The organism is Cupriavidus sp. MPR-AND1C (assembly GCF_058809705.1).
This window is the reverse complement of record NZ_JBXASU010000028.1, coordinates 14,618-37,924: the sequence shown is the minus strand read 5'-3', so window position 1 is coordinate 37,924 and position 23,307 is coordinate 14,618. Positions and strand designations below refer to the sequence as shown.

The 23,307-nt window shown below is 67.8% G+C and carries 20 protein-coding genes and 1 pseudogene; 11 read left to right on the top strand and 10 right to left on the bottom strand.

Going from position 1 to position 23,307, the window contains the following annotated elements:
• Positions 1-388 precede the first annotated feature (388 nt).
• From AC1RWI_RS16980 to AC1RWI_RS16950, 7 genes are all read left to right on the top strand, one after another.
• Complete coding sequence (locus AC1RWI_RS16980) at positions 389-1,249, top strand: class I SAM-dependent methyltransferase (RefSeq protein ID WP_492867608.1); 861 nt, start codon at positions 389-391, stop codon at positions 1,247-1,249.
• Positions 1,246-2,433, top strand: coding sequence for a glycosyltransferase (locus tag AC1RWI_RS16975; RefSeq protein WP_492867606.1), 1,188 nt, complete (start codon positions 1,246-1,248; stop codon positions 2,431-2,433). The genes AC1RWI_RS16980 and AC1RWI_RS16975 overlap by 4 nt, the downstream gene beginning before the upstream one ends.
• A 63-nt stretch (positions 2,434-2,496) precedes the next feature.
• On the top strand, positions 2,497-3,777 hold the full coding sequence (locus AC1RWI_RS16970; protein ID WP_043352671.1) for a hypothetical protein: 1,281 nt from the start codon (positions 2,497-2,499) through the stop codon (positions 3,775-3,777).
• Complete coding sequence (locus AC1RWI_RS16965) at positions 3,774-4,817, top strand: glycosyltransferase family 2 protein (protein ID WP_492867604.1); 1,044 nt, start codon at positions 3,774-3,776, stop codon at positions 4,815-4,817. Before AC1RWI_RS16970 ends, AC1RWI_RS16965 begins: the two co-directional genes overlap by 4 nt.
• Positions 4,814-5,986: a glycosyltransferase family 4 protein gene (locus AC1RWI_RS16960; protein WP_492867602.1), complete on the top strand. Its 1,173-nt coding sequence runs from the start codon at positions 4,814-4,816 to the stop codon at positions 5,984-5,986. The genes AC1RWI_RS16965 and AC1RWI_RS16960 overlap by 4 nt, the downstream gene beginning before the upstream one ends.
• Positions 5,980-7,320, top strand: a complete 1,341-nt coding sequence (locus AC1RWI_RS16955) for a hypothetical protein (RefSeq protein ID WP_043352675.1) — start codon at positions 5,980-5,982, stop codon at positions 7,318-7,320. Before AC1RWI_RS16960 ends, AC1RWI_RS16955 begins: the two co-directional genes overlap by 7 nt.
• A gap of 144 nt (positions 7,321-7,464) precedes the next feature.
• A complete protein-coding gene (locus AC1RWI_RS16950; protein WP_492867600.1) occupies positions 7,465-8,610 on the top strand; it encodes a glycosyltransferase in 1,146 nt (381 codons plus the stop codon).
• A 37-nt stretch (positions 8,611-8,647) separates the two neighbouring features.
• On the opposite strand, the gene AC1RWI_RS16945 is transcribed toward AC1RWI_RS16950, so the two are convergent.
• The 9 genes and pseudogenes from AC1RWI_RS16945 to AC1RWI_RS16905 all read right to left on the bottom strand — a co-directional run bounded on the left by AC1RWI_RS16945 (position 8,648) and on the right by AC1RWI_RS16905 (position 16,971).
• Entirely contained in the window at positions 8,648-9,910 is a 1,263-nt protein-coding gene (locus tag AC1RWI_RS16945) for a glycosyltransferase WbuB (RefSeq protein WP_043352679.1), read from the bottom strand.
• Between the two features lie 120 nt (positions 9,911-10,030).
• Positions 10,031-11,113 (bottom strand): glycosyltransferase, encoded by a 1,083-nt coding sequence (locus tag AC1RWI_RS16940; RefSeq protein ID WP_492867597.1) that lies wholly within the window; start codon positions 11,111-11,113, stop codon positions 10,031-10,033.
• Position 11,114: 1 nt separating this feature from the next.
• Positions 11,115-12,161, bottom strand: a complete 1,047-nt coding sequence (locus AC1RWI_RS16935; RefSeq protein ID WP_492867595.1) for a GDP-L-fucose synthase family protein — start codon at positions 12,159-12,161, stop codon at positions 11,115-11,117.
• Positions 12,154-13,374: a GDP-mannose 4,6-dehydratase gene (gene gmd / locus AC1RWI_RS16930; RefSeq protein ID WP_492867593.1), complete on the bottom strand. Its 1,221-nt coding sequence runs from the start codon at positions 13,372-13,374 to the stop codon at positions 12,154-12,156. The genes AC1RWI_RS16935 and gmd overlap by 8 nt, the downstream gene beginning before the upstream one ends.
• On the bottom strand, positions 13,361-14,785 hold the full coding sequence (locus tag AC1RWI_RS16925) for a mannose-1-phosphate guanylyltransferase/mannose-6-phosphate isomerase (RefSeq protein ID WP_043352683.1): 1,425 nt from the start codon (positions 14,783-14,785) through the stop codon (positions 13,361-13,363). Before AC1RWI_RS16925 ends, gmd begins: the two co-directional genes overlap by 14 nt.
• A gap of 230 nt (positions 14,786-15,015) precedes the next feature.
• Positions 15,016-15,348, bottom strand: a complete 333-nt coding sequence (locus AC1RWI_RS16920; RefSeq protein WP_492867591.1) for a hypothetical protein — start codon at positions 15,346-15,348, stop codon at positions 15,016-15,018.
• Positions 15,349-15,860: 512 nt separating this feature from the next.
• Positions 15,861-15,977: pseudogene (locus tag AC1RWI_RS16915) on the bottom strand (ABC transporter permease); the annotation flags it as partial.
• A gap of 18 nt (positions 15,978-15,995) precedes the next feature.
• Entirely contained in the window at positions 15,996-16,712 is a 717-nt protein-coding gene (locus AC1RWI_RS16910) for a GntR family transcriptional regulator (RefSeq protein ID WP_492867638.1), read from the bottom strand.
• A 67-nt stretch (positions 16,713-16,779) separates the two neighbouring features.
• On the bottom strand, positions 16,780-16,971 hold the full coding sequence (locus tag AC1RWI_RS16905; RefSeq protein ID WP_492867589.1) for a DUF4089 domain-containing protein: 192 nt from the start codon (positions 16,969-16,971) through the stop codon (positions 16,780-16,782).
• A gap of 455 nt (positions 16,972-17,426) precedes the next feature.
• On the opposite strand from AC1RWI_RS16905, the gene AC1RWI_RS16900 reads away from it, so the two are divergent.
• Positions 17,427-17,552: a hypothetical protein gene (locus AC1RWI_RS16900; protein WP_269083428.1), complete on the top strand. Its 126-nt coding sequence runs from the start codon at positions 17,427-17,429 to the stop codon at positions 17,550-17,552.
• 71 nt (positions 17,553-17,623) lie between these two features.
• A complete protein-coding gene (cynS, locus tag AC1RWI_RS16895; protein ID WP_492867587.1) occupies positions 17,624-18,067 on the top strand; it encodes a cyanase in 444 nt (147 codons plus the stop codon).
• 467 nt (positions 18,068-18,534) lie between these two features.
• On the opposite strand, the gene AC1RWI_RS16890 is transcribed toward cynS, so the two are convergent.
• On the bottom strand, positions 18,535-19,140 hold the full coding sequence (locus AC1RWI_RS16890; RefSeq protein WP_043352697.1) for a response regulator: 606 nt from the start codon (positions 19,138-19,140) through the stop codon (positions 18,535-18,537).
• Positions 19,141-19,521: 381 nt separating this feature from the next.
• Here AC1RWI_RS16890 and AC1RWI_RS16885 point away from each other — a divergent pair, with 381 nt between their 5' ends.
• Both AC1RWI_RS16885 and AC1RWI_RS16880 read left to right on the top strand, forming a co-directional pair.
• Positions 19,522-21,588: an ATP-binding protein gene (locus tag AC1RWI_RS16885; protein WP_492867585.1), complete on the top strand. Its 2,067-nt coding sequence runs from the start codon at positions 19,522-19,524 to the stop codon at positions 21,586-21,588.
• Complete coding sequence (locus tag AC1RWI_RS16880; protein ID WP_492867583.1) at positions 21,585-23,273, top strand: EAL domain-containing protein; 1,689 nt, start codon at positions 21,585-21,587, stop codon at positions 23,271-23,273. Before AC1RWI_RS16885 ends, AC1RWI_RS16880 begins: the two co-directional genes overlap by 4 nt.
• The last annotated feature ends 34 nt before the right edge of the window (positions 23,274-23,307 follow it).

The following is a 23,307-nucleotide window of genomic DNA, read 5'->3' as shown; positions in this document are numbered from 1 at the left end:
TGGAGCCCGCGACCCACTTGCGCCGTCGGCATGAGCCTTGGGCGAGCGCCGCGGGACAAACGGATGAGAGCCATCTCAGCCATCAGGATGAGGGGAGATAGCCAGCCGGCACGCGAGGATGCCCGCGGTGCCGGATGTCCCCCTTGCGCTGCAGGAAAGCGATGCTGGCGGTACCCCGCCGCTATGCCTGAAGCAGGTCCCGCGCATACCTTGCGGCGCACGCCGATCTTGCCTGTTCCCGGCCTGCCGACCCGTGTGTGGCAACGTACAGAAACCCGAATCCCGCCCCGGCATCCTCACCGCATGCAGACCGGTCATCTGCCCGGCAAAGCATGCCGGCGGCACGGCTGCGCTTTGGTCCAACGTTGCTCATCTTCACGAGGTGGTCATGGCTTCAGGCACGGCGCAGGATCGCATCAATCAACACGCATGGCGTAGCTGGGGAGCGCGCCGTTGGTTCGGCACCGCCAGCGACTGGACCGACCCTGGCGAGGCCGCGGCGATCGCCAGCGTGGCGGACGAAGTGCGGGGCCAGCCCATCCTCGACGTTGGCGTGGGCGGCGGGCGCACCGTGGCGCTGCTGCGCGCGCTGAGCGACGACTACACGGCGGTCGACTACATGCCCGAGATGGTCGAGATCTGCCAGCGCAATCATCCCGGCGTACGGGTGATGCAGATGGATGCGCGCAACATGTCGCGCTTTGCGGATAACAGCTTCGCGCTGGTGATGTTCAGCTTCAACGGCATCGATGCGGTCGACTACGCGGGGCGCGTCGCCATCCTGCGCGAGTTCGCGCGCGTGCTGCGGCCCGGCGGCCTGATGCTGTTCTCCACGCACAACATGCGTGGGCCGAGCTATCGCGAGAATCTCTCGCGCTTCGTGCGGCTTCCGCATCTGTCGGCCAACCCTGTCGCGGTTGGCATCGATACCGCGCGGGTGATCTGCAACCTGCCGATTGCCACCTTCAACTACCTGCGGCACTCGCGGCTGAACCGCGAGTTCGATGGCTATGCCATCCGGGTTTGCGCCGCCCACAAGTTCGGCATCGTGATCGTCTATACCGAGCTCGCTGCGCAGAAGCGCGCGCTCGCGGAGCTGGGGCTGCACACCGATGTGGTGTTCGGCAACCTGAATGGCGAGCCGGTGCGCGAAGGCCAGGACCTGCGCGACGTGTACTGGTTTCATTTCATCGCGCGCAAGGCCGCGGCGGGCGACGCGTCACCGGTGGCTCCCGGAACCCGGCCATGATGATCCTGCACGTGATCTCGTCGATCGATCCGGGTGGCGGCGGCCCGATCGAGGGCGTGCGCCAGCTGCGCGCGCCCTTGCGTGAGCGCGGCGTACAGGTGCAGGTGTGCTGCGGCGATGCGCCCGATGCGCCCTGCGTGCGCGACAGCGAGCTCGACGTCATCGCGCTGGGGCCGTCATCGCTCAAGTACGGTTTTAACCGGCGCATGGTGCCCTGGCTGCGCGCGCATTGCGAAGCGTACGATGCGGTCATTGTCGAAGGCCTGTGGCAGTACCACGCGCTGGCCGTGTGGCTGGCGCTGCGTGGCAAGCGGGTGCCGTATTTTGTGTTTACGCACGGCATGCTGGACCCCTGGTTTCGCGACCACTATCCGTTCAAGCATCTGAAGAAGAGCCTCTACTGGCTGGTGGGGGACTACTGGGTCCTGCGTCATGCGCGCGGCGTGCTGTTCACGTGCGGCGAGGAGAAGCTGCGCTCCAGCGGCGCGTTCTGGCCGTATCGCTGCCGGGAGGTGGTGGCAAGCTACGGCACGGCGCAGCCGCCGCAGGACAGCGCGCCGTTGCGCGAGGTCTTCCTTAGCGCCTTCCCGGCGGTGCGCGGCAAGCGCATCGTGCTGTTCCTCGGCCGGATCCACGAGAAGAAGGGCTGCGACCTGCTGGTCGAAGCCTTCGCCGGCGTGGCCGCCGCGCATCCCGCGCTGCATCTGGTGCTGGCCGGCCCCTACGACACAGCGCTGCGTGCGATGCTGGAGCAACGCATTGCCGCGCATGGGCTGTCCACGCGCGTGAGCTGGACCGGCATGCTCAAAGGCGATCTCAAGTGGGGCGCGTTTCACGCGGCCGAGGTGTTCTGCCTGCCTTCGCACCAGGAGAACTTCGGCGTGGCGGTGGCCGAGGCGCTTGGCTGCGGCGTGCCGGTGCTGATCTCCGACAAGGTCAATATCTGGCGCGAGATCGTCGCCGACGGCGCCGGGCTGGTGGGCCCCGACACGGCGCAGGGCGCAACCGCCTGCCTGCAGCAGTGGCTGCAGGCGGAGCCCGCCGCGCAAGCGCGCATGCGCATTGCCGCGCGGCAGTCCTTTGCCCGGCGCTTCCATGCCGGACAGGCCGCACAGCGGCTGCTCGACATCATCCACGGCGCGGCCGAAGCCACGCAGCCTGTCCACCACGCGGCGGCGGGATAAAGGAGACAAGGCCATGGTCGCGCCGTCATGCCACAGCGTCATCGAGCGGGGAGCGGGACCGCCGTGAAGCTGCTCAGGTTCCTCGTCTATGCGGTGCTTTCACAGGGGATCGGCGCGGTCACTGGCCTGCTGCTGGCCCGTTGGCTCGATGTGGGCGACTACGCCGTCTACACGGTGGTCGGCCTCATCATGGGCGCCATCGCCATTGTCACCAAGGGTGGCATCCAGCTTGGACTGAACGCGCTGCTGGGCAAGACCTGGCCAGACCGGGAGCGTGCCGCGGAACTGGCCTGCGCGGCCATGGGCCAGCGCTGGAAGCTCTCCGCCTGGCTGTTGCCGGTGGTGCTGGCGATTGCCGCGTGGCTGCTGTATCGCAACCATGCCGGCGCGGTCCTGATCGTGTTGCTGCTGGCGCTGCTGCTGGCGACCTGGTACTTCGACATGCAATCGCGCGTCGTGGACCAGGTGCTGCTGTTTGCCAACCGCGCGCCCGCGCTGCAGGCGCTGGATACCGGCTTGTCCATGGGGCGCCTGGTGCTGTCGTGCGCGCTCTACGCGCTGGGCCTGCTCGGCGTGCTGGGAGCGACCCTCGTCAACGTGCTGTTCGCGGGGCTGCGCGTGCCGTTTGTGCAGCGCTGGATCGCGCGGGAGATACCACTGACGGCGCATGCCGGGTGCGCCGGCAAGTTGGAAGACAGCCAGTACATCGGCCGCATCATGCGGCGGCAATTGCCGCTGGAGGCGTTTTACTGCGTCCAGGGGCAACTAGTGTTCGCCATCGTCGCCTATCACGGCGCGGTCGGGCAAACGGCCTCGCTGGGCGCGCTGTCGCGCATCGGGCAATTGCTGATGCCGGTGGGTGCAGTGGTGGCCGCGTACGTGATTCCGCGCTTCGCGCAAGCGCGCGACGGCGTGCTGCGGCGCTTTGCCGGCTGGGTGGCGCTGGCTTGCCTGCCTGCCGCCGCGCTGGTGCTTCTGGCCGTGACCTGGCCGGGGTTACTGCTGTGGCTGGTGGGGCCGAACTACGCTTCGCTGGGCGCCGAACTGGTGATCGCCTGCCTTGGCGCGGGCTTTGCCAGCGTGGTCGGCATCGCCTGGCAGTTGCTGGCCAATCGCGGCCTGAATCATTTTGCCTTCGTGCAGGTGCCGGTGGTGCTGGCCTGGTGCGCGGTTGCGCCGCGCTTTTTCGATCTCACCACGCTCGATGGCGTGCTGTGGTTCCAGCTCGGGCTGTCGTCCGGGCTGGCCGCGGCGATCGTCTGCGAGCTCGCCGCGGCCGTGCGTGCCGGGCGCTTGCTGCCAGGCGACGAGCGCCTTGCGCCCCATGGAGGAAGCACGCAATGAGCGATGCGCCCAGCGTTACGCTGATGGTCCCGACCTACCGGCGCCCGGACATGCTCCAGCGCTGCCTGCAGGCGGCCGCCGCGCTCGTGCCGGCGCCGGCTCAGCTGATCGTGGTCTGCCGCGGCGCTGACGATCCCGCCACGGCTGCGTGGCTGGCAGATACGGCGCAGGCTCGCTATCCGGCGTTGCTGGTAGTCAAGGTGACCGAGCCTGGCGTCGTAGCTGCCATGAATGCCGGCCTGCCGCACGCAACCGGCGAGCTGCTAGCGATCCTGGACGACGACGCGCTGCCGCGCGCGGACTGGCTGGCCCGCTTGCTGCCCCACTTTGCCGATGCCACGGTGGGCGGCGCCGGCGGCCGGGATGTCGTGCGCGGCGCCGACGGCGCGCCACTGGCGGTGCCGGATGTTGCGCTGGCCGGCTATCGCGACGGCTGGGGCCGGATCATCGGCGAGACCCATCGGGTGTGCGGCGCGCCGCGCGCGGTGGAAACGCTCAAGGGCTGCAACTGGATCCTGCGCCGCGCGGCACTGGGCACCGCGCGCTTTGACGAGCGGCTGCAGGGGCAGGGCGCGCAGCCGGGCAACGAGACGTGGATGTGCCAGATGCTGCGCCACGCAGGATGGCGCCTGGTGCTCGATCCCGGCGCCATCGTCGATCACTATCCGGCCGCGCGCTACAACTACGAGCGCCAGAGCTATGCGCGCAAGCGCTGCTTCGAGGAGACCTGCAACATGACGGCGATCTCGATGGCATACGCCCCGCCGGCGATGCGCCTGCGGCTGGTGCTGTTCCAGCTGCTGGTCGGATCGCGCAGTTGCCCGGGCGCTTACTTCCTGGCGCACAGCCTGCTCAAGCGCCCACGCAGCCTGCCCGGGCAATTGCTGGGTGGCTGGGGTGGCTTCGTGCAGGGCGTGCGCCTGGCGGGCACGCTGCGCATGCAGCCGCCCGGCCGGCCCACGCGTTGCGCCGGGCCGCATGCGCAAGCCGTGCCAGCGGGAGCGAGGCTCGATGGCACCCCACGGGGGAGCGAAGCATGAAAGCTCTCGTCACGCATCCCGGCCTGCAGCATTCGCACCAGATGGCACAGGCGCTTTATGAGCGCGACATGCTCAAGCAATACTGGTCCGGTGTGCCGGTGCGTGCCCCGGGCGAGGCGCCGCCCTGGTGGCTGCCGGCCGGATATCACGCCAAGGTGCGCGAGGTCGCCATCCCCAGGGCGCTGCGGCGGCACCTGGTGTTTTTTCCGGGTGTGCTCAAGCTTGGCCTCAATCGCTATGTCGGCCGCTCCGGGTCAGCCTACGCGCACAGGATCTTCCATCTGTTCGACCAATGGGTGGCCGCCCGGGTGGAGGCGGTGCGCCCGGATATCGTGGTGGCCTATGAGAACTCCGCGCTGCGGACCTTCCAGGCGGCGCGGCGCATCGGCGCGCGCTGTGTGCTGGAGGCGCCCGCCGTGCATCATCGTGCGGCCGAAGCCATGATGCCGGTCGAGGACCGCACCTACCTTGCGCAGATCAATGCGCAAAAAGATGCGGAGATTGCGCTGGCGGACATCATCATCACCTGCTCGGAGTTTGCCGCGCGTACCTACATCGACGCCGGCGTGCCCCCCGCCAAGCTCAAGCCGATCCTGCTTGGCGCAACGCTGCCGGATGACGTCCGCCGCCATCGGCTCGCTGGCGGCCCGCGCTTTGTATTTGCGGGGGCGGTGCGCGTGGGCAAAGGCATCGACCTGCTGCTCGACGCGTTCGCGCGGCTGCGGGAGCGGATGCCGGAGGCGGAGCTGGTGCTTGCCGGCGCGCTCGTCGAGCCGGAGCTGGGCGGGCGCATTGCAGCCATGCCGGGCGTGCTCCAGCTTGGCGCGTTGCCGCAGCCGGCGCTGTTCCAGGTGTTTGCCGATGCCGATTGCTTCGTGCTGCCGTCGCGCTTCGATTCCTTCGGCATGGTGGTGGCCGAGGCCCTAGCATGCGGCACGCCGGTGCTGCTCTCGGATCGGGTCGGTGCGAAAGAAATCATCGAGGAATTTCCGCAGGCCGGGTGGGTGGTGCCGCTTTGCGCGGACGCACTGTACCAACGCATGCTGGCCCTGGCGACAGATCGCGCGCAGCTGGAGCGCGCGCGCGCCCCTGCCCGTGTCGCCGGGCAGAAGTACACCTGGGCGAGGTACCGCCTGAGTGCAGCCGAAACGGTAGCCGCGCTATGCTGAGCCATTCCCTTGCCTACGCGAAGCCCGCCGTGCCAGCCCGCCGGGCGCGCGTCACCGTGTTCGGGCGGATCTTCATCACGGTCTTCGTGATTGCCGTGTTCGAGGGCGCCGCGCGCAAGTGGGTCTCGGATTCGCTCACCATGCCGCTGATCCTGCTGCGCGACCTGATGGTGGTGTACGCGCTGTACCACGCGGTGCGCTATTCAGGCTTTACCCCGGCTCGGCGCACCGTGCGCATGCTGCTGTGGTGGTCGGCCATTGTCTGCTTCTGGGGCTTGCTGCAACTTGTTGCGGGCATCAACTCGCTGCCCATTTTCCTGATCGGCGTGCGCTTCTGGCTGCTGTACCTGTGGTTTGCCTACGCCGCGGCCGAGCTGCTCGAGGAGCAGGACCTGGAAGCCATCTACAAGGCCGCGCTTGCCATGCTGCTGTTCATGGCGCCGCTGGCACTGGTGCAGCATTTTCAGCCGCCGGAGAGTTTCCTCAATCGCCAGATCGAGGGCGATCCGGATACGGTCTTCCGCGTGACGGCCGACGTGGTGCGCACCACGGGCACCTTCTCGTTCACGCTGGGCTACACCCTGTTCCTGGCGATCGTCAGCCCCTTCGCGCTGGAGGCGGTGCTGGGCGAGCAGAAGCCGGGGCTCTTGGGCAAGCTGTATTCGCTGGCGGTCATCGGCAGTCTGTTCATTGCCTCGCTGGTCAGCGGGTCGCGTTCGGCCATCCTGTTGTTGCCGATCGTGTTTGGCATCGCGCTGCTGGCAAGCTTGCGCTACGGCAAGGGAAAACGGCGCAGGACGGCGTTGTCGTGGGGCATTGTTTCCATCCTCATGAGCGTGGTCATCGTGCTGTTCGTCAGCTCGGCGGTGGACGCGACCTTGGAGCGTTTCAGTTCCGCGGCGCAGATGGAGAGCTTCAGCGACCGGGTGGAGTCGATGTTCTTCGGTGTCAACGATGTCTCGGCCGAGCAGAGCCTGCTTGGCAGCGGGCTGGGGCTTGGCAGCAACCTTGCCAACTACTTCCTGCAGACCGGCCTGCTGTTCGTGATCAGCGAAACCGAGACCGGCCGCGTCATTGGCGAGATGGGCCTGGTCGGCTATCTGAGCATCTTGCTCAAGGCGCTGATCTTCGTCAACGGCATGTGGCGCGCATTGCGCGTGGCCAGGCGCACCGGCAACTCTTTTCTCATCCTGATGTGGACCATCGCCATCTTCGGGCTGACCTCCTGGCCGGTAGTGGGGCAACTGACCGCCAACGCGCTTGGCTTCGTGTTTGCCGGCATTACGCTGGCCGCCACGCGCCAAGCGAGCCAGCGCTTGTATCACCCGGGTTAAGCCCTGTCCCGGATCGGCAGGGCGAAGTCACGACCTGAAAGACGACCTGAAAAACGACGCGGCAACGCCCGGCTATCCGCACACTTTTCCATCACCATGAAAATCATCTTGTTGGGTCACCCCGCCTTTTTTGGCAGCCATAGCATGGATCGCTTCGCCGCGATGATCATCGACGGCATGCGCGCACGCGGCCACCAGGCCGATCTATGGACCCCCGCCGCCGTGATGTGCCGCCTGCCGGCGCGCGGCGGGCTGCGGAAATGGCTGGGCTACATCGATCAGTACATCCTGTTCCCGATGCTTGCGCTGTGGCGCTTGCGCAAGGTCGACAAGGACACCTTGCTGGTGCTGGCCGATCATGCGCTGGGCATCTGGATGCCGCTGCTGCGCCATCGTCCGCACGTGGTGCACTGCCATGATTTCATCGCCCTGCGCACGCTCGCCGGGGAGTTCCCCGAGCAAGGGCTCTCGGCCAGCGGGCACACCTACCAGTCGCTGATCCGTTGGGGCCTGTTGCAGGGAAAGGCGTTTATCGCCGTCTCCAACAAGACCATGCGCGACCTGCGGCGGCTGCATCCGTGCGCGCCCGAGGCGGCATGGGTGGTCTACAACGGCATGAACTATCCGTTCCGCAGGATGGGCACCACCGAGGCGCTGGCCTGCCTGCAGCGCGCTGGCGTGCCTGCCGATCCGCAAGGCATGCTGGTGCATATCGGCGGCAACCAGTGGTACAAGAACCGTGAAGGCGTGCTGGCGCTCTACCTAGCCTATTGCCGGCAGTGCCGCGAGCCGCGGGCGCTGTGGATGGTCGGCGGCGATCCCACCGCGCAAATGCGCGAGCAGGGCGAACGGGCGATCACCCTTGGCGGCAGCGTGCGCTTTCTGACGGGGCTGCCTACCGAGGCGGTGCAGGCAGCCTATTCGCTGGCCGCTGTGATGCTGTTTCCGAGCCTGGAAGAAGGTTTTGGCTGGCCCATCATCGAAGCCATGGCATGCGGCGCGCCGGTGCTGACCACCAATCGCGCGCCGATGACCGAGATCGGTGGCGACCAGGTGCAGCTGCTCGAGCCGTTGGCTAGCGGTGACATGGATGCCTGGGCGCAACGCGGCGCGGACGTGCTGGCCGGGATGCTCGCATGGCCGCAAGCGCGGCGCGCCGAGGTGGCCGCGCGCTCGATCGCGTGGGCGGGAAATTTCTCCGCCGAGAAGGCCATCGACCAGTACGAGAGCATTTATCTCACGGTGCTGGCGGCGGCTTCGGTGGAAGACCGCGTGTCAGTGGACGCATGAGCGCCTGAGCGGTTGAACACCTGAGCGGTGGCGTGTGCTAGTCGCTGCCGACCCCGGCGGTGCTGGGCGCGCCGGCGGGCTGGTGCCTGATCAGCGCGAACAGCGTTTTTTCCAGTTCGCCCAGCACCATGTCGCGGTCCAGGTGCTGCTCGGCCCAGCGGCGCGCAGCGCCGCCCAGGTGCGCGCGCAGCGCAGGCTGCGCCGCCAGCGTGTCGATGGCGGCGGCCAGCGCGGCTGCGTCGCCCGGCGGCACCAGCACGCCGCATTGCGCAACCACGCGGCCAAGTTCCGTGTCCGGCTCCGCGGTGGCGACCACCGGGCGAGCGCTGGCCAGCATGCCGGTCAGCTTCGAGGGCATGACCAGGTCGGCGGCGCCGGCGCGTTGAGGCAGCAGGTGAATGTCGGCGGCGGCCAGCAGCGAGGCAAACATGCCGGCGGGCTGCAAGGGCAGGAAGCGCACCTGTGGCAGCCCCGCGCAGGCGGCCTCCAGCGCCGGGCGCCCGGCGCCATCGCCGCAGAAGATGAAGTGCAGGCGTTCACGGCCGTCGAGCAGGCGTGCGGCGTCGGCCATGACATCCAGCCCCTGCTTGGCGCCCATATTGCCCGAGTACAGCGCCACCACGGCATCCGCCGGAATGCCCAGCGTGCGGCGCGCCAGCGCGGCGCTGCCGGCGCTGATTTCCCTCAGGTTGACCCAGTTGGGCAGCAAGGCCGTGCGCTCGGGCTCCGTGCCCTTGCCGCGCGCCAGCGAGACCATGGCCTGTGAGATCGACGTGACCCGGTCAAAGCGCATCATCAACTGACGCTCCACGCGCTGGGCCAGGCGGCGCAGCCAGGGCCGGCGGAGCAGCCCTAGCGCAAAGGCCGCGTCGACCTCGTAGTCCTGCACATGCAGCCAGGTCTTGCAGCCGCTCCAGTGCGAGAACAGCAAGGCGGCCGGCGCGCACATCAGGGGAGGCTCCACCACGAACAGCACATCCGGGCGCCAGCGCAACTGGGCCATCAGGCTGGGCAGGCTGGATACGGCAAAGCTCGCCAGGTGCAGCAGCCGCGTGATGCCGCCTGGCCTGCGCGGTACCCACAGCGGCGCGCGATACACCTCCACCCAGCGCCGCCGCTCGCGGCTGTATTGCCACGCGCGATAGCCCTCGCCCACGCGCCACGCCGGATAGTACGGCGGTGCGGTGACCACCCGCACCTCATGGCCGCGCGCGGCCAGCCACTCGGCCTGCTCGCAGGTGTACTTGCCGATGCCGGTCAGCTCGGGCGCATAGTTCAGGCAGTACATGAGTATCTTCATGGCAAGGGTAGCGTCAGTGGCATCGATGCGCTGTATGGGTTACGCCGCCGTCACGCCCGCTGCGGCGCGCGGGGTGCGTGGCGGCCATGTCGACATGTGTCGGCATATGCCGGCGCGGGCCTAGTCCGCGGCCATGATCCGCACGCAGCCAGCCGCCATGGCCCGGCCCGCGGAGGCGGGGGAGTCCTCCAGCGCGGCGGCCTGGCAGCGCGTGGCGGTGGCGGCGGCATCCGCAAAGCGCGTGGGCACTTGCACCAGGCACCTGGCCAGCGCACCGGCGTCGCCTGCCTTGAAATACAGGCCGGTGACGCCGTCGCGTATCAGTTCGCCGGCGTCGTCGTTGTTCACGCTCACCACCACCGGGCAGCCGTAGCTCAATGCCTCGCGCACCAGCGGATGCCAGCGCTGCGCGGCATCGGGCAGCACCAGGCAGTTCGCCTTGCGGTACTCCACGGGGAGGTCTGCCGGCGCCATCGCGCCCAGGAAGCGTACCGACGGCCCCAGCCCGAGCGCGTCGGCCATGGCGCGCAGCCGGCCATAGGCGCGGCCTGTGCCCACCAGCGATAACGTGGCCGCCGGCCACGCCTGCCGCGTGCCGGCAAAGGCATAGAGCAGCAGCACCAGGGCCGGATCGTGCGTGAGGGGGCCAACATGCAGGAAATGCGGCGCATGTGCCGGCGCAGCGTGCTCGATCCGCTTGCGCTGTTCGGCGGCAGCATCGAAGCCGTCCGGCAGCACGGCCGGCGGGCGGCAGGCAAAGATCCTGCGCGGGGGAACGTCGGCGGCAATGGCGCGCGCGCAGCCGCGCTCGCTACCCACGAAGACGCCCTGGCAATGGCGCAGCAATACCGCGTCCGCCAGCGCGCCAAAGCGCCCGGGCACGCTGGCAAAGGCGGCCCCATGGAAGAAGGCCGCGCGCCGCCGCCCCAGCGCCATGCTGGCCAGCAGCATGGCCCAGTTCTCCAGCCGGCTCTGTCCCGCCAGCACCACCAGCGCGCCGGGACTGAGCGAGATGGCGCGCATTTGCTGCAGGCAGCGCCGCCACAGGCCGGCATCCGCGCTGCCCGTGGGAAAGATGACCTGCCCGGGCCAGAGCGCGCCGGGACTCGCTGCCCCGCTGCCGGCGGCCGAGGTGGCCGACGTCGCGCACGCCTCGGCCTGAGGCCGCGCACGCTCGTCGGGATGGCGGAGCAGGGGTTTCATGTCAGGCCTCCACGTGTTGTGCCGGTGCTGTGCCATGCGCCAGCCTTGCGCTCTGCAGTGCATCCAGGTAGGCCAGCCGCAGGCCGTCGCGCAGCGTCACGGCCGGTTGCCAGCCTGTGGCGGCAAGGGCCGTGCAGTCGAGCCGCTTGCGCGGTGTGCCGTCGGGCTTGCTGCTGTCGAAGACGATGTCGCCGCGAAAGCCCACGGTCTGCGCCACCAGCCCCGCCAGTTCGCGGATGCTGACTTCCTCGTTGCTGCCCACGTTCAGGAATCCGGCCGGCGCGGTCTGGCGGTACGCGGCTTCGGGCAGCGCCATCACGTGCAGGCATGCCGCGGCCAGGTCGTCCGCGTAGAGGAACTCGCGCAGCGGCGTGCCGCTGCCCCACACCGGCACCTGTTGGGCATGCGCCATGCTGGCTTCGTGCAAGCGCCGCAGCAGGCCCGGTATCACGTGGCTGTTGTCGGGGTGATAGTTGTCGCCCGGGCCGTAGAGGTTGGTCGGCATCACGCAGCGGTAGTCGGTGCCGTACTGGCGGTTGTAGCTCTCGCACAGCGCGATGCCGGCGATCTTGGCCAAGGCGTAGGGGGCGTTGGTGGGCTCCAGCGGCCCGGTAAGCAGCGCGGCTTCGCTGATGGGCTGGGGCGCGAACTTCGGGTAGATGCAGCTCGATCCTAGGAATAGCAGGCGCTTCACGCCCGCACGCCAGGCTTCGTGGATGACGATGGCCGCGATCATCAGGTTCTGCTGGATGAACTCGGCGGGAAAGGTGTGGTTGGCGTGGATGCCGCCTACGCGCGCGGCTGCCAGGTAGACCGTGTCGATGCCCCCGGTGGCGAAGAACGCGCGCACCTGCTGCTGGTCGGTGAGGTCGAGCGCGGCGTGGCCGAGGGTGATGATGTCGGCCTGGCCACGCGCGTCCAGCGCGCGCACGATGGCGGAGCCAACCATGCCGCGGTGGCCTGCCACGAACACACGCGATCGCCGCGCTGGCAGGGTTGCGGATGACGGCGTGGGGCCGCCTGACACCGCGGTGCCGGCTTCACTCATGATGGTCGTAGGCCCGGAACCCGGCCAGCTTGACGAACGCATCGCGCCGCGCCGCGGCAATGTCCGCTTCCATCATTTCCCGCACCAGGGCTCCGAAGCTCGTGCGTGGCGACCAGCCCAGCCGTTCGCGCGCCTTGCTGGCGTCGCCCAGCAACGTCTCGACTTCGGTCGGGCGGAAGTAGCGCGGGTCCACGCGCACAATCGTGTCGCCTGGCTTGCAGCGCGCTGTCACCGGGCAGGCGGCGGCATCGACGCGCGCCACCACGCCCACCTCATCGGCGCCTTCGCCTTCGAAGCGCACCGTGATGCCGAGCTCCAGGGCGGCCAGCTGCACGAACTCGCGCACACTGTGCTGCTCGCCGCTGGCAATCACATAGTCCTCGGGCTTGTCCTGCTGCAGCATCAGCCACTGCATTTCCACGTAGTCGCGCGCGTGGCCCCAGTCGCGCAGGGCCGACAGGTTGCCGAGATAGAGCGTGTCCTGCAGCCCCAGCACGATGCGCGCCATCGCCCGCGTGATCTTGCGCGTGACAAAGGTCTCGCCGCGCACCGGGCTCTCATGGTTGAACAGGATGCCGTTGCAGGCATACATGCCGTAGGCCTCGCGATAGTTCACCGTGATCCAGTAGGCGTACAACTTGGCGGCTGCATAGGGGCTACGCGGGTAGAACGGCGTGGTTTCCTTCTGTGGTGTCGCCTGCACCAGGCCGTACAGCTCGGATGTGGACGCCTGGTAGAAGCGGGTTTGCTTTTCCAGGCCAAGGATGCGCACGGCCTCGAGCAGGCGCAGCGTGCCCAGCGCGTCCGTGTTGGCGGTGTATTCGGGTTCCTCGAACGACACCTGCACGTGGCTTTGCGCCGCCAGGTTGTAGATTTCGTCAGGTTGCGATTGCTGCACCACCCGCACCAGGCTGGCGGTGTCGGTCATGTCGCCGTGATGCAGGATCAGGCTGCGCCTGGGCGCTTGCGGATCCTGGTACAGGTGGTCAATGCGCTCGGTGTTGAACAGCGAACTGCGGCGCTTGATGCCGTGCACCTCGTAGCCTTTGGCAATCAGCAGCTCACACAGGTAGGCGCCGTCCTGGCCCGTGATGCCGGTGATCAGCGCGCGGCGCGGGCGTTGCGCCCCGCCGCTGCCGGTGTCGCCGCTGGCCTCGGGCTGCAGCTCGGTGGCCGCGAGCCGGCCGAAGGGTTCGAGGTCATGTGCGCCCATAGATATCTGCCATCCGGATGATGTCGTCTTCGCCAAGGTAGGAGCCGGACTGGATCTCGATCAGTTCGAGCGGGATCCGGCCGGGGTTTTCAAGGCTGTGCGCCTCGCCGATCGGGATATAAGTGGATTGGTCTTCGGTCAGCAGGTACTCGACGTCTCCGCGGCGCACGCGCGCCGTGCCGGAAACCACCACCCAGTGCTCGGCACGGTGGTGATGCAGTTGCAGCGAGAGCTTGGCGCCGGGTTTGACCGTGATGCGCTTGACCTGGTAGCGCGTGCCGTGGTCCACGGCGTCGTAGGCGCCCCAGGGCCGGTATACCTTGCGATGCTGGGTGGCCTCGGGGCGGCCCTGGGCGCGCACCGCTTCCACCAGTTGCTTCACGTCCTGGCAGTGATCCTTGTGGACCACCAGCACCACGTCCGGCGTTTCCACCACCATCACGTCGTCCAGGCCGGCGACCGCCACCATCCGGTGCGAGGCGTGGACGAGGCAGCCCTGCGCGTGGTGCGTGACCACGTCGCCGATGGCCACGTTGCCATCGGTGGTCTTTTCGGCGGCCTTCCAGACCGCATCCCAGGAGCCCACGTCGCTCCAGTCGGCGGACAGCGGCGCCATTTGCGCGTCACGCAGGTGCTCCATCACGGCGTAGTCGATCGAGTCAGAGCGGCAGGCGGCAAAGGCGTCCGTGTCGAGCCGGAAGAAGTCCAGGTCGCGGTGGCCGCGCACCATCGCCTCCTGCGCGGCCAGCAGGATGTCGGGGGCAAACCGCTCCAGCGCGGCGAGATAGACGGAGGCGCGGAACAGGAAAATGCCGCTGTTCCAGAAGCAGTTGCCTTCCTGCAGGTAGCCGGTAGCCATTTCCAGCGAGGGCTTCTCGACAAAGCGCGTGACCGACAGCAAGTCAGCCGTATTGCTGGGCACTGCCTTGATATAGCCGTAGCCGGTGGCGGCAAACGTGGGCACCACGCCCAGCGTCACCACCACGCCGGTTGCGGCCACGGCGCTGGCCTGGCACACGGTCCGGGCGAAGGCGGCGCGGTCGCGGATCAGGTGATCGGAGGGCAGCACCAGCAGCACCGGGTCCGAGCCGCCGCTGCGCGCTTGCAGCGCGGCCACCGCCGCGGCGGGCGCGGTATTGCGCGGATGCGGCTCAAGCACGATGGCGCACAGCGCGCAGCCTGCCTCCCGCGCCTGCTCGGCCACCACGAAACGGTGCGCTTCGTTGCTGACCAGGATCGGGGCTTGCGCGCCGGGAATCTCCCGCACCCGCAACAGGGTGTCCTGCAGCAGCGAGTCCTGTCCGAGCAGGCGCAGGAACTGCTTGGGATAGCCGTCGCGCGACAATGGCCACAGCCGCGAGCCGGCGCCGCCACACAGGATGACCGGTACGATCTGCTTGTCGTCTGCCATGGCATGTCTCCTTCACGCAGCACGAAGCCTGGCTCGCGTTCGCGGCGAGCCGGGTGACGGGTAGTGAGGTGACTGTAATGCCGGGCTGCGGGGGGGACTGTTGGCTAGCACACACTCGATGGCGCGCTGGCGCCGCGTGCCGGGTGTGCTTTGCAAGCACGAAAAAAAAGACGCCGTCCACGCGCAAGGCGGGGACGGCGCACTTGGTTGCCTGGCCGGGAAGGATCGGCTTAGCGGGCCCAGTAGCCGGGCCGCATCACCCAGCCGCCGCGCGGGCTTTGCACCCAGCGCTCGGGCACATAGCGGTGACCCGGGCGTTCGCGCTGCCAGTAGCCGCCGCGCCAGGCATAGCTGCCGCCGTTGGCGCTCCAGTGTCCCGGCACCCATGCCTGGCCAGGACGGCCCGGCGGGCGGGGCTCATAGCGCGGCGGGGGCGGCGCCGGGCGCATATGCGGGCTGCCGTGGTAGCCCGGGGGATAGGCCTGGGCCTGGGCCGGCGAGATCAGGCCAAGCGCGGCGCCGGCGGCAAGGGTAGTGAGGGCGAGCAGCAGTTGGCGTTTCATGGTTCAACTCCAGGGGTGCGAGCGATGCGTTGGATTTCGGGGGCGGCGCGTGCGTGTTACCTGCAGCCGCTCAATAGCGGTCGTGGTAACGGTACGGCGGCGGGCCGCCACGCGGGGGCACCACGATGCAGGCGGACAGCAGGGACGCTGCGGAGCAGAGCAGGACAACCAGGGCGATGGCGCGTTTCATGTTGGGGACTCCGTGACTGGCTTCGCGTTGAACATGGCCTCACTGTAGCGATCGGGCCCGCGCCGGTGTGCTCGCACTTGTAAGGCGCAATCACACTTTCAAGGGCCTCGGCTTCACCTTTGGCGAGGCTTTCCGGGCCCCTGCACGTCACCCGCCAGGCCTTGCCGGCATTGGGCGCACGGGTGGTGGCGCGGGGCCGGCCGCAGCCTCGAAAAGAAAACGGGACCGTGGCCGGTCCCGTAATGTGGCGTTACATCGGAAATAACTCTCGCAAAGATTTGCCCCCGCAGCGGCCCGTTTGCGCGCGTCTCATCGGGCCCGAAGATCGAGAGTTGAAGACCTGCTGCGCATCGATGATGCGGTGGCCAGGGCAGGTGTCCGAGCCGACGAACATCTCCGCCACGATCACGCTCGCCGTCGACATCGACACGCCGGGGCGCGCTGCGCCTACGTGGTGCTATCGCGGTGCATGTTGGGTGCGCGTGCCGTCGGTGCGTATCGTCTGCAAGCGGTGCAGCGTGATCTTGCGCACTTCAGCGCGACTTTCTTCAATATGGCTGGACAGCAGCAGCACGGCCTGCTCCGCGCGCTGGCGCTGGATCTCGCGCAGGATGGCGGCGTGCTCGTCGTAGGTGGCGGTCACGCGCGCGGCGTAGGTGAAATCGAGCCGGCGGATGATGCGGATGCGCTCGGTCACCTGCCGGTGCACGCTGGCGATTTCGCGATTGCCCGCCGCCGCTACCAGTGCCGCGTGAAAGGCCTCATCGTGCTGCGCCACCAGGCGGCCGTCGTCCAGGCGCGCGTCCTGCGGCACCTGCCAGAACTGCGCAAGCTGGGCCAGCGCGCCGTGATCCACCGTGGGCGTGGCGTGCGTGCACAGCATGCGCACGGCGTTGACCTCGATCAGCTTGCGCAGCTCGTAGAGCTCGTCGAAACGTGTGAAATCCAGTGGCACCACCTCCCAGCCGCTGCGGAAATACACCTGCACCAGCGCGTCGGATTGCAGCCGTAGCAGCGCCTCGCGCACCGGCGTGCGCGACACGCCCAGGCGCTGGGCGATCTCGCCTTCGGTGAAGCGGTCGCCGGGCAGCATCCGGAACTCGAAGATGTCGTCGCGTAGCTGCGCGTAGACTGCTTCGGCGCGCGAGACCACACGGACCTCGGCGCCGCTCATGCCGCGGCCCGCGCGAGCCATGCGGATGGCCTCGGGCACGCCGCCACGCCCACGGCATCGCGCGTGTTCATGGCCGGTTCACCGGAGCCGGCTCTTCATGCGCATCCAGCGGGTGCGCCAGCAGGGGCACCGCTACCGCGGCCACGTGCAGGAATTGTTCGATCACGCGCGCCTCGGCGTCCATGGGCAGCTCCAGCCCGTGCAGCTTGAGCGCGCTGCGGGCGTAGTGCGCCAGCGTCTGGTCGCAAAGTTGAGTCATGGCGTTTTCTCCGGGAATTCGCGGGTCTCAGGCTGCGGCCGTTGTGCCCTGCTTGTATGCGATCTTGTATGCAAGCAACGGCTGTGCCACGTGCGGCGCGACGTGATGCACGGCGTGCGGCAGGATTCCACCCGCCGCGCTGCACCGCTTGGGGGCGAGGCTGCAATGACAGGTGCGCACGCGCGGCGTGATTCACCGCGGCAGTGCGTGCGCCGCGTCGGCCTTGGTGCGCCCGTGCGTAGCACCCGCGCTTGCATGCACCGTCTGGCGAAGCGTCCGGTGCCCGGTGCAGTGGCATGAACCTTGCGCGGAGCGCCTTGCCACGAGGGTGCGCCCGTGGTCATTCTGGTGATGCGCGCATCGATCCACACTGGCGCGCGGTGACATTGCCTGATGTGTGCCTGAGGCGTGCCGGGCGCGTCACCATCTTGTGCGCACGAACCTGCGGAGGTGCGATGCCGATCCTTCTTGTCGTGTTGGCGCTGCAGGCCCTCGTGCCGGGTGCTACGTCTTTTGCCGCGCTGGCGCGATACGACAACGCGCGCACCGCGGCTTGCACGCGGCTGGACGGGCTTCCCTGACATCGTCCGGCGCTAGCGCCGCCCCGTCCCAAAGTCCCCCCAAAACCAATCCAGAATCCAAAGGAGCGCAAATGAATCGCAGCGATATCACCGACCTGATCATTGAGGCCAAGGTCACCAAAGGCATCAGGTGGTCCGATGTGGCCGAGAAGGTCGGCAAGAGCAAGGAGTGGACGACCGCCGCGTGCCTGGGCCAGATGGCCTTCGACGCGCCCGGCGCGCAGGCCATCATGGAGATCTTCGGCTTGCCGCCGGAGGCCGAGCCGTGGCTGCGCACCGTGCCTTACAAGGGCTCGCTGCCCACTCCCGTGCCGACCGATCCGCTGATCTACCGCTTCTATGAACTGGTCAGCATCTACGGGACGACCTTCAAGGCGCTGATCCACGAAGAGTTTGGCGATGGCATCATGAGCGCGATCGATTTCCGCATGGACCTGCGGCGCGATGCCGATCCGAATGGCGATCGCGTGAAGATCGAGATGTCGGACAAGTTCCTGCCCTACAAAACCTACTGACCAGGGCCGGCGCCCAGGCGCCTTGCGCCGCGCAGAAACGGGTACGCCCCTGCTCCGGTCTGTCGGAAATCACGCAGAAACGGGTACGGAACGGGTTCTATTGACCACGCAGAAACGGGTACGCTTTGCACTTGCGGCCCGTTTTTGCGCATGGTTTTCGCTCTATCGTCGAAGACGTAGCGCACCGCCCGCACGCCGGTCGCCACCTGTTCGCCATCGAGCCCAAGCACCGCGCCAAAGGGGCGGCCGCCGCGCGCGCGATTGGCGTGCGCCAGGCGTACAGCTTCCCGCAGGTGTCATTCATGGATAGACATCGGGATCTTTGCGAAGGGGAGCGTGGCTAGAGCAGGCAGTCCTTTACCGCACGCGGTTCGCGTAAATATGAAACTTGGCGCATCGATGTATTTGAAAAAAATGATATACAATGGCGGCGCCGAATCTCGCCATTGCGCCTGCGCGGACCGACCCTAGGCTGGCGTGCCAGGGCTGACCTGCAAGGTCACCACCAGCGACTGCAGCACGGACATCGGGATTGGCTTGGAAAAGACACGGATATGCCCGGGAATGCCGCCGCGGTCCGCAATGGCATGCTTGTCCAGCGAAGTCACCACGACGATGCGTGTGGCGGCGAACTCTTGCTGCGCGTCGATGGTCCTGCACAGGCGGAAGCCATCGATGCCAGGCATGATCAGATCCAGGAGGACAAGGTCGGGTTTGCTGCTGCCAATGAGCAGCAAGCCATCGTATCCGTTCGTGGCCTCGAGGATTTCGACCGACGGGTTGAGGGTTTCCAGCGCCATGCGGTAAATCTGCAGCAGGTGCTCGTCGTCCTCCACCAGCAGTACGCGAAATGCCCTTCCCGCCGGGGCGGCTGCGGCCGTCGTGGGCGCGGCGGTCTGGCTGCGCTGGTCGGCCACCATGCGGTCGACCGAATCGGCGGGGATCCTGCGATGTCCGCCGTCGGTCTTCCACGCGGGCAGCCGGCCATTTTCGACCCAGAGCTGGACCGTGCGCAGGGAGACGCCCAGCATCTCGGCAGCGGTCCTGGTGGAATAAAAGCGCAGATCGGTCATATGGCCTCTTCAACTGACGCAACGCGCGCCGGGCGGGGCTGCGGCGTTACGTATCGTATTGTTTTCATTATTCTTCGAAAAGCTGCCTAAGCGCAACTTAATGCCAGGAAAACACGCAATTATGATAAAGCATCGCTGAGTCGTTGAAGTTAACGCTTCGCGATGCACCTGGCCGGCTACGCCGGATGTCCCGGGGCGATGGGCCATGCGAGCGGACTGGCGCAGCTGAATAGATCATACTGTGAAGCTTTGCCGCAACCAGGCTGTCTTCAGGCAGCGGCACCCGGAGGGTGCGCGGGGCGCACGCACGCGCGGACAAGTATCGAAGGCTGCGATTCACGGCTGTGATGAACAATATATTCGTTTTTTGGTAGCTTTCCCATGAGGCTGGAAATCTACCGGCAGGCATTGGCAGGTGCGCATCGCTTTGCGAGACGCCCGTTCTGGTCAGGCATTGTCATCGTGGTCTGCATCTGGTGCGCGCTCGCCGGCCTGGGGCTATGGGACCGTGCGGCCGAATTGCGGCACGTGCATGCCGGCCTGGCCCGCGTGGCCGGGCTGCTCGCCGAGCATGCCGAGCGTACGCTGGCCGAGGCCGACCAGATCGCGTCGCTCGTTGGTGGCGCCGTAACGGAGCGCGGGCCCGCGCTGCCGCTGGCGCAATGGAAGCGCGGCGGCTACCTTGCCATCGCCCCCTTTCTCGAGGTGTCCGTGCTAGACCGCGGCGGCAGGCTGCGCGCATCCACTCGCGCGGACTTCGTGTCGCTGGACCTGAGCGAGCGCCAGTATTTCCGCGTGCACGAGAGCCGTGCGCTGCCGTCGCTGTATGTCGGCCTGCCCCTTGCCGGGCGTGTCAGCGGCCACTGGTCCATGCCATTGTCCCGAGGCATCGTGGGCGCCAAGGATGGCCGTTTCGCGGGCGTGGTGGTGGTGTCGCTCGATCCCGGCTACCTGTCGCAGGTCTACGCCAAGGCGGGCCTGGGGGATTCCGGCACCGTGCTGCTGGCCGGCACCGACGACTTCGTGGTACGCGCGCGCTGGAGCCAGGAAAGCTGCCAGCCAGGCCAGGTGCTGTTGCCCGGCTCCGCGTTGCGCGGGGCGCTGGCCGGCACGCAGGACAGCCTTGTCACGGCCGCCGGCGGGTTGGATGGCGCCCGCCGCATCTACGCCATCCAGCGCTTGCCCGGGCGCAATCTCGCGGTGCTGGCCGGCATCAGCAGCGATGCGGCCCTTGCCAGCTATCACGACCGCTTGCGCGCGGGCATTGCGATCGCCGGCGTGGTCACCTTGCTGGTGATGTTCTTCCAGGTCAGGCAGTTCATCGCGGTGGGCCAGCTTGCCCCCCCCCCCCCCCCCCCCCCCCCCCCCGAGACCGTGGTGCGCGATATCCTGGCCGAGAAGAAGCAGCATTTGCGCGGGCTGTTTCTGGCCATGCCCGACGGTGTGGCGGTGTTTGGCCGTGACCGTGTGATCGACGAGACCAATACCGCGCTATGCGAACTGCTGGGCGTGTCGTTGTCGCGGCTGCGCGGCGCCACGCAGCGCGAGTTTGTCCATTGGCTCTACCGCGGCCGGCGTGCGGCGCGGCAGGCCTGCTGCGCCGAGCAGCTCCTGGCGGAACTGGACCGGGCCGAGCCGGCCGGGGAATTCGCCGGCATCGTCGAGTTCGACATGGCGGTGTCGCCGGCCTACGAGGTGCGCATCGTGCATGCGGCCAGCGGCGGCGGCCTGGTGCTGGTGCTGCGCGACGTGACGACGCAACTGCGCCATGACCGCATGAAATCCCATTTTGTCTCCGCGGCTGCGCATGAGCTCAAGGCGCCTGTTGCGGGCATTGCCGGCTATGCCGAACTGTTGAGTGCCGATGTGGTGCCGGTGGAGCGGCGCGGCGGCATTTATCACGCCATCCACGCCCGTGCCGGCCAGATCAATGCGCTGTTGTCCGACTTGCTCGACCTGGCCCGCATCGAAGCCCGCAGCAGCGGCATGCTCGAGCGTGAACGCGTGGAGGTAGCCACGCTCGTGCGCGAGACGGTGACGGGCGAGTTCGCCGAAGCGGGCAGGGTGCGCGTGATCGATGCCGGCGTGCCGCTGCACGTTCTGGCGGACCGCGCGCAATTGTCACAGGCGGTACGCAACCTGATAGAAAATGCGCTGAAGTATTCTGACGGGAAAGACGAAGTTACCGTCACGGTCGAGCCGCTGCCGCTAGAGCAGGAAAAGGTCTCGGTCAGGGTCGAGGATCGGGGTATCGGCATGACGAAGGAAGAAGCGGGCATGGCGTTCGAGAATTTTTACCGGGCCAACCGGCGGGGCAATACAACGGGAAACGGCCTGGGCCTGGCGATCGTGCGTGAGATCGTGGCGGTGCATCAGGGGCAGATCACGCTTGCCAGTGAGATCGGCAAGGGCACCGTCGTCACTCTCAGCCTGCCAGCGGCAACATGAAGCGCTGGCTGCGGGGAGAGGCGGGCAACGCGGGGGCGCGGCGGCTCGCCTTGCTGGCGGCGTTGCTTGCCGCCGGCCTGGCGCTATGGCTGATCGCGATGCTGGCCGCGCACGATGCGCGCGAGCGCGTGGAGCGCATGTCGTCGGCGGTGCGTGACAACCTCGAACTCGCGCTGGCCGATACGCTTGACATTGCCTACCAGGACCGCGAGCTGGTGGGCGCACCCTGCCGCGGCGTGGCGCGCCAGTTGCAGGAGCAGGGTGCCTACACCGCCTATATCCGCGATGTGGTGCTGGTGGCGCGCGGCATGCGCTATTGCTCGGCGGTGCGCGGTGAGATAGCGGCTCCCCTGGGCGAACTACTGAACTGGCGGCCCGGGTTGCAGTACCTCTTTGCCAAACCCCCTCACGGCGCCAGCATGGCGCTTGCCGTGTTCTCAGGCACCGCCCCGGGCAGCGGCGTACTGGTCTGGGTGGAGGGGCGCTATCTGGCCGACATGGTGCAGTCGGCGGGCAAGCTGGGGTTTCCTGGTATCGAGATCGAGGTGGCGGGCACACGCTTCATGCTCAACGGCGGCGCCGGCGGCGCTGGTGGCGCAGTGAGCGATGCGGGCGAGCATGCCGGTGCCCCAGCCCTGGTGCGGCGTGATGACGCCGGGCAGGGCGCGCATGGCATTGTCGATATCCGGCCACTGACGGGACACCCGATCACCGTCATCGCGAGCGCGCCGCACAGCCTGATACTGCATGAGAGCCTCAAGTACATGGTGCTGCCACCGCTGGCCGCGGGCATCGCTGCGCTGATGGTGCTGGGGCTGCATTCGCGCCGGGCGGCGCGCCGCTCCTTTGCCGCGGAGCTGCAGCGCGGGCTGCGCAACGGCGAGTTCGTGCCTTACTACCAACCGGTGGTCGATCTGGAAAGCGGGCTGTGCACGGGGGTGGAAGTGCTGGCACGCTGGGCGCACCCGAGGCGCGGCTTGCTCGAGCCCGAGCATTTCATTCCGGCTATCGAGCAACAGCATCTGGCGGTCGCGCTGACGCTGCACCTGATCCCCCGTGTGCTGCGCGACATCGAGCCGCTGGCGTTGCCGCCCGCGTTCCATCTTGCCTTCAACGTCACCAGCGAGCACTTTGACGATGCGGGCTTCTGGGCCGAAGACTCGCCGCTATTCGCACTGCTGCTGGCCAACGTGACCCCGGTGCTGGAAATCACGGAGCGCGATGCCGTCTCGCTGGTGGAGCACCAGCGCAGTGCGATCCAGCGCGCCAAGGCGCGCGGCATCAAGCTGGCGGTGGACGACTTTGGCACCGGCTACTGCGGGCTGGCCTACTTCAAGCAGTTCGAGGTGGACTTCCTCAAGCTCGATCGCATCTTTGTGCAGGCCGACCCTGGCGATAAGGTGAGCGGCCAGATTGTCGACGTCACCATCAGCTTTGCCCACGCCCTGGATCTGGCGGTGGTGGCCGAGGGCATCGAATGCGAGGCGCAGCGCGCGTGGCTGGCGGGCAAGGGCGTGCGCCTGGGGCAGGGCTATCACTTTGCGCGCCCGCTGACGCGGGACGGGCTATGCGGGTGGCTGCCCTCGCATCTCGAGCGCGGCGTGCCGGCTGCGTTGCCTGGCGATGGCCTGGCCGTGCCGGCTGCGTTGCCTGGCGATGGCCTGGCCGTGCCGGAGCGCGTCTGAGCCTGCCCCGATGGAGCGGTTTATGCGCAAATAT

What these genes read in the sequence shown, in the direction of transcription:
- AC1RWI_RS16975 (WP_492867606.1), top strand. Translation starts at nt 1,246, where the DNA reads ATGATGATCCTGCACGTGATCTCGTCGATCGATCCGGGTGGCGGCGGC.
- gmd (WP_492867593.1), bottom strand. Translation starts at nt 13,374, where the DNA reads ATGGGCGCACATGACCTCGAACCCTTCGGCCGGCTCGCGGCCACCGAG.
- AC1RWI_RS16900 (WP_269083428.1), top strand. Translation starts at nt 17,427, where the DNA reads ATGCCGATCCTTCTTGTCGTGTTGGCGCTGCAGGCCCTCGTGCCGGGT.
- AC1RWI_RS16980 (WP_492867608.1), top strand. Translation starts at nt 389, where the DNA reads ATGGCTTCAGGCACGGCGCAGGATCGCATCAATCAACACGCATGGCGT.
- AC1RWI_RS16960 (WP_492867602.1), top strand. Translation starts at nt 4,814, where the DNA reads ATGAAAGCTCTCGTCACGCATCCCGGCCTGCAGCATTCGCACCAGATG.
- AC1RWI_RS16890 (WP_043352697.1), bottom strand. Translation starts at nt 19,140, where the DNA reads ATGACCGATCTGCGCTTTTATTCCACCAGGACCGCTGCCGAGATGCTG.
- AC1RWI_RS16905 (WP_492867589.1), bottom strand. Translation starts at nt 16,971, where the DNA reads ATGACTCAACTTTGCGACCAGACGCTGGCGCACTACGCCCGCAGCGCG.
- AC1RWI_RS16925 (WP_043352683.1), bottom strand. Translation starts at nt 14,785, where the DNA reads ATGGCAGACGACAAGCAGATCGTACCGGTCATCCTGTGTGGCGGCGCC.
- AC1RWI_RS16885 (WP_492867585.1), top strand. Translation starts at nt 19,522, where the DNA reads ATGAGGCTGGAAATCTACCGGCAGGCATTGGCAGGTGCGCATCGCTTT.
- AC1RWI_RS16965 (WP_492867604.1), top strand. Translation starts at nt 3,774, where the DNA reads ATGAGCGATGCGCCCAGCGTTACGCTGATGGTCCCGACCTACCGGCGC.
- AC1RWI_RS16920 (WP_492867591.1), bottom strand. Translation starts at nt 15,348, where the DNA reads ATGAAACGCCAACTGCTGCTCGCCCTCACTACCCTTGCCGCCGGCGCC.
- AC1RWI_RS16910 (WP_492867638.1), bottom strand. Translation starts at nt 16,712, where the DNA reads ATGAGCGGCGCCGAGGTCCGTGTGGTCTCGCGCGCCGAAGCAGTCTAC.
- AC1RWI_RS16945 (WP_043352679.1), bottom strand. Translation starts at nt 9,910, where the DNA reads ATGAAGATACTCATGTACTGCCTGAACTATGCGCCCGAGCTGACCGGC.
- AC1RWI_RS16955 (WP_043352675.1), top strand. Translation starts at nt 5,980, where the DNA reads ATGCTGAGCCATTCCCTTGCCTACGCGAAGCCCGCCGTGCCAGCCCGC.
- AC1RWI_RS16880 (WP_492867583.1), top strand. Translation starts at nt 21,585, where the DNA reads ATGAAGCGCTGGCTGCGGGGAGAGGCGGGCAACGCGGGGGCGCGGCGG.
- AC1RWI_RS16935 (WP_492867595.1), bottom strand. Translation starts at nt 12,161, where the DNA reads ATGAGTGAAGCCGGCACCGCGGTGTCAGGCGGCCCCACGCCGTCATCC.
- cynS (WP_492867587.1), top strand. Translation starts at nt 17,624, where the DNA reads ATGAATCGCAGCGATATCACCGACCTGATCATTGAGGCCAAGGTCACC.
- AC1RWI_RS16940 (WP_492867597.1), bottom strand. Translation starts at nt 11,113, where the DNA reads ATGAAACCCCTGCTCCGCCATCCCGACGAGCGTGCGCGGCCTCAGGCC.
- AC1RWI_RS16950 (WP_492867600.1), top strand. Translation starts at nt 7,465, where the DNA reads ATGGATCGCTTCGCCGCGATGATCATCGACGGCATGCGCGCACGCGGC.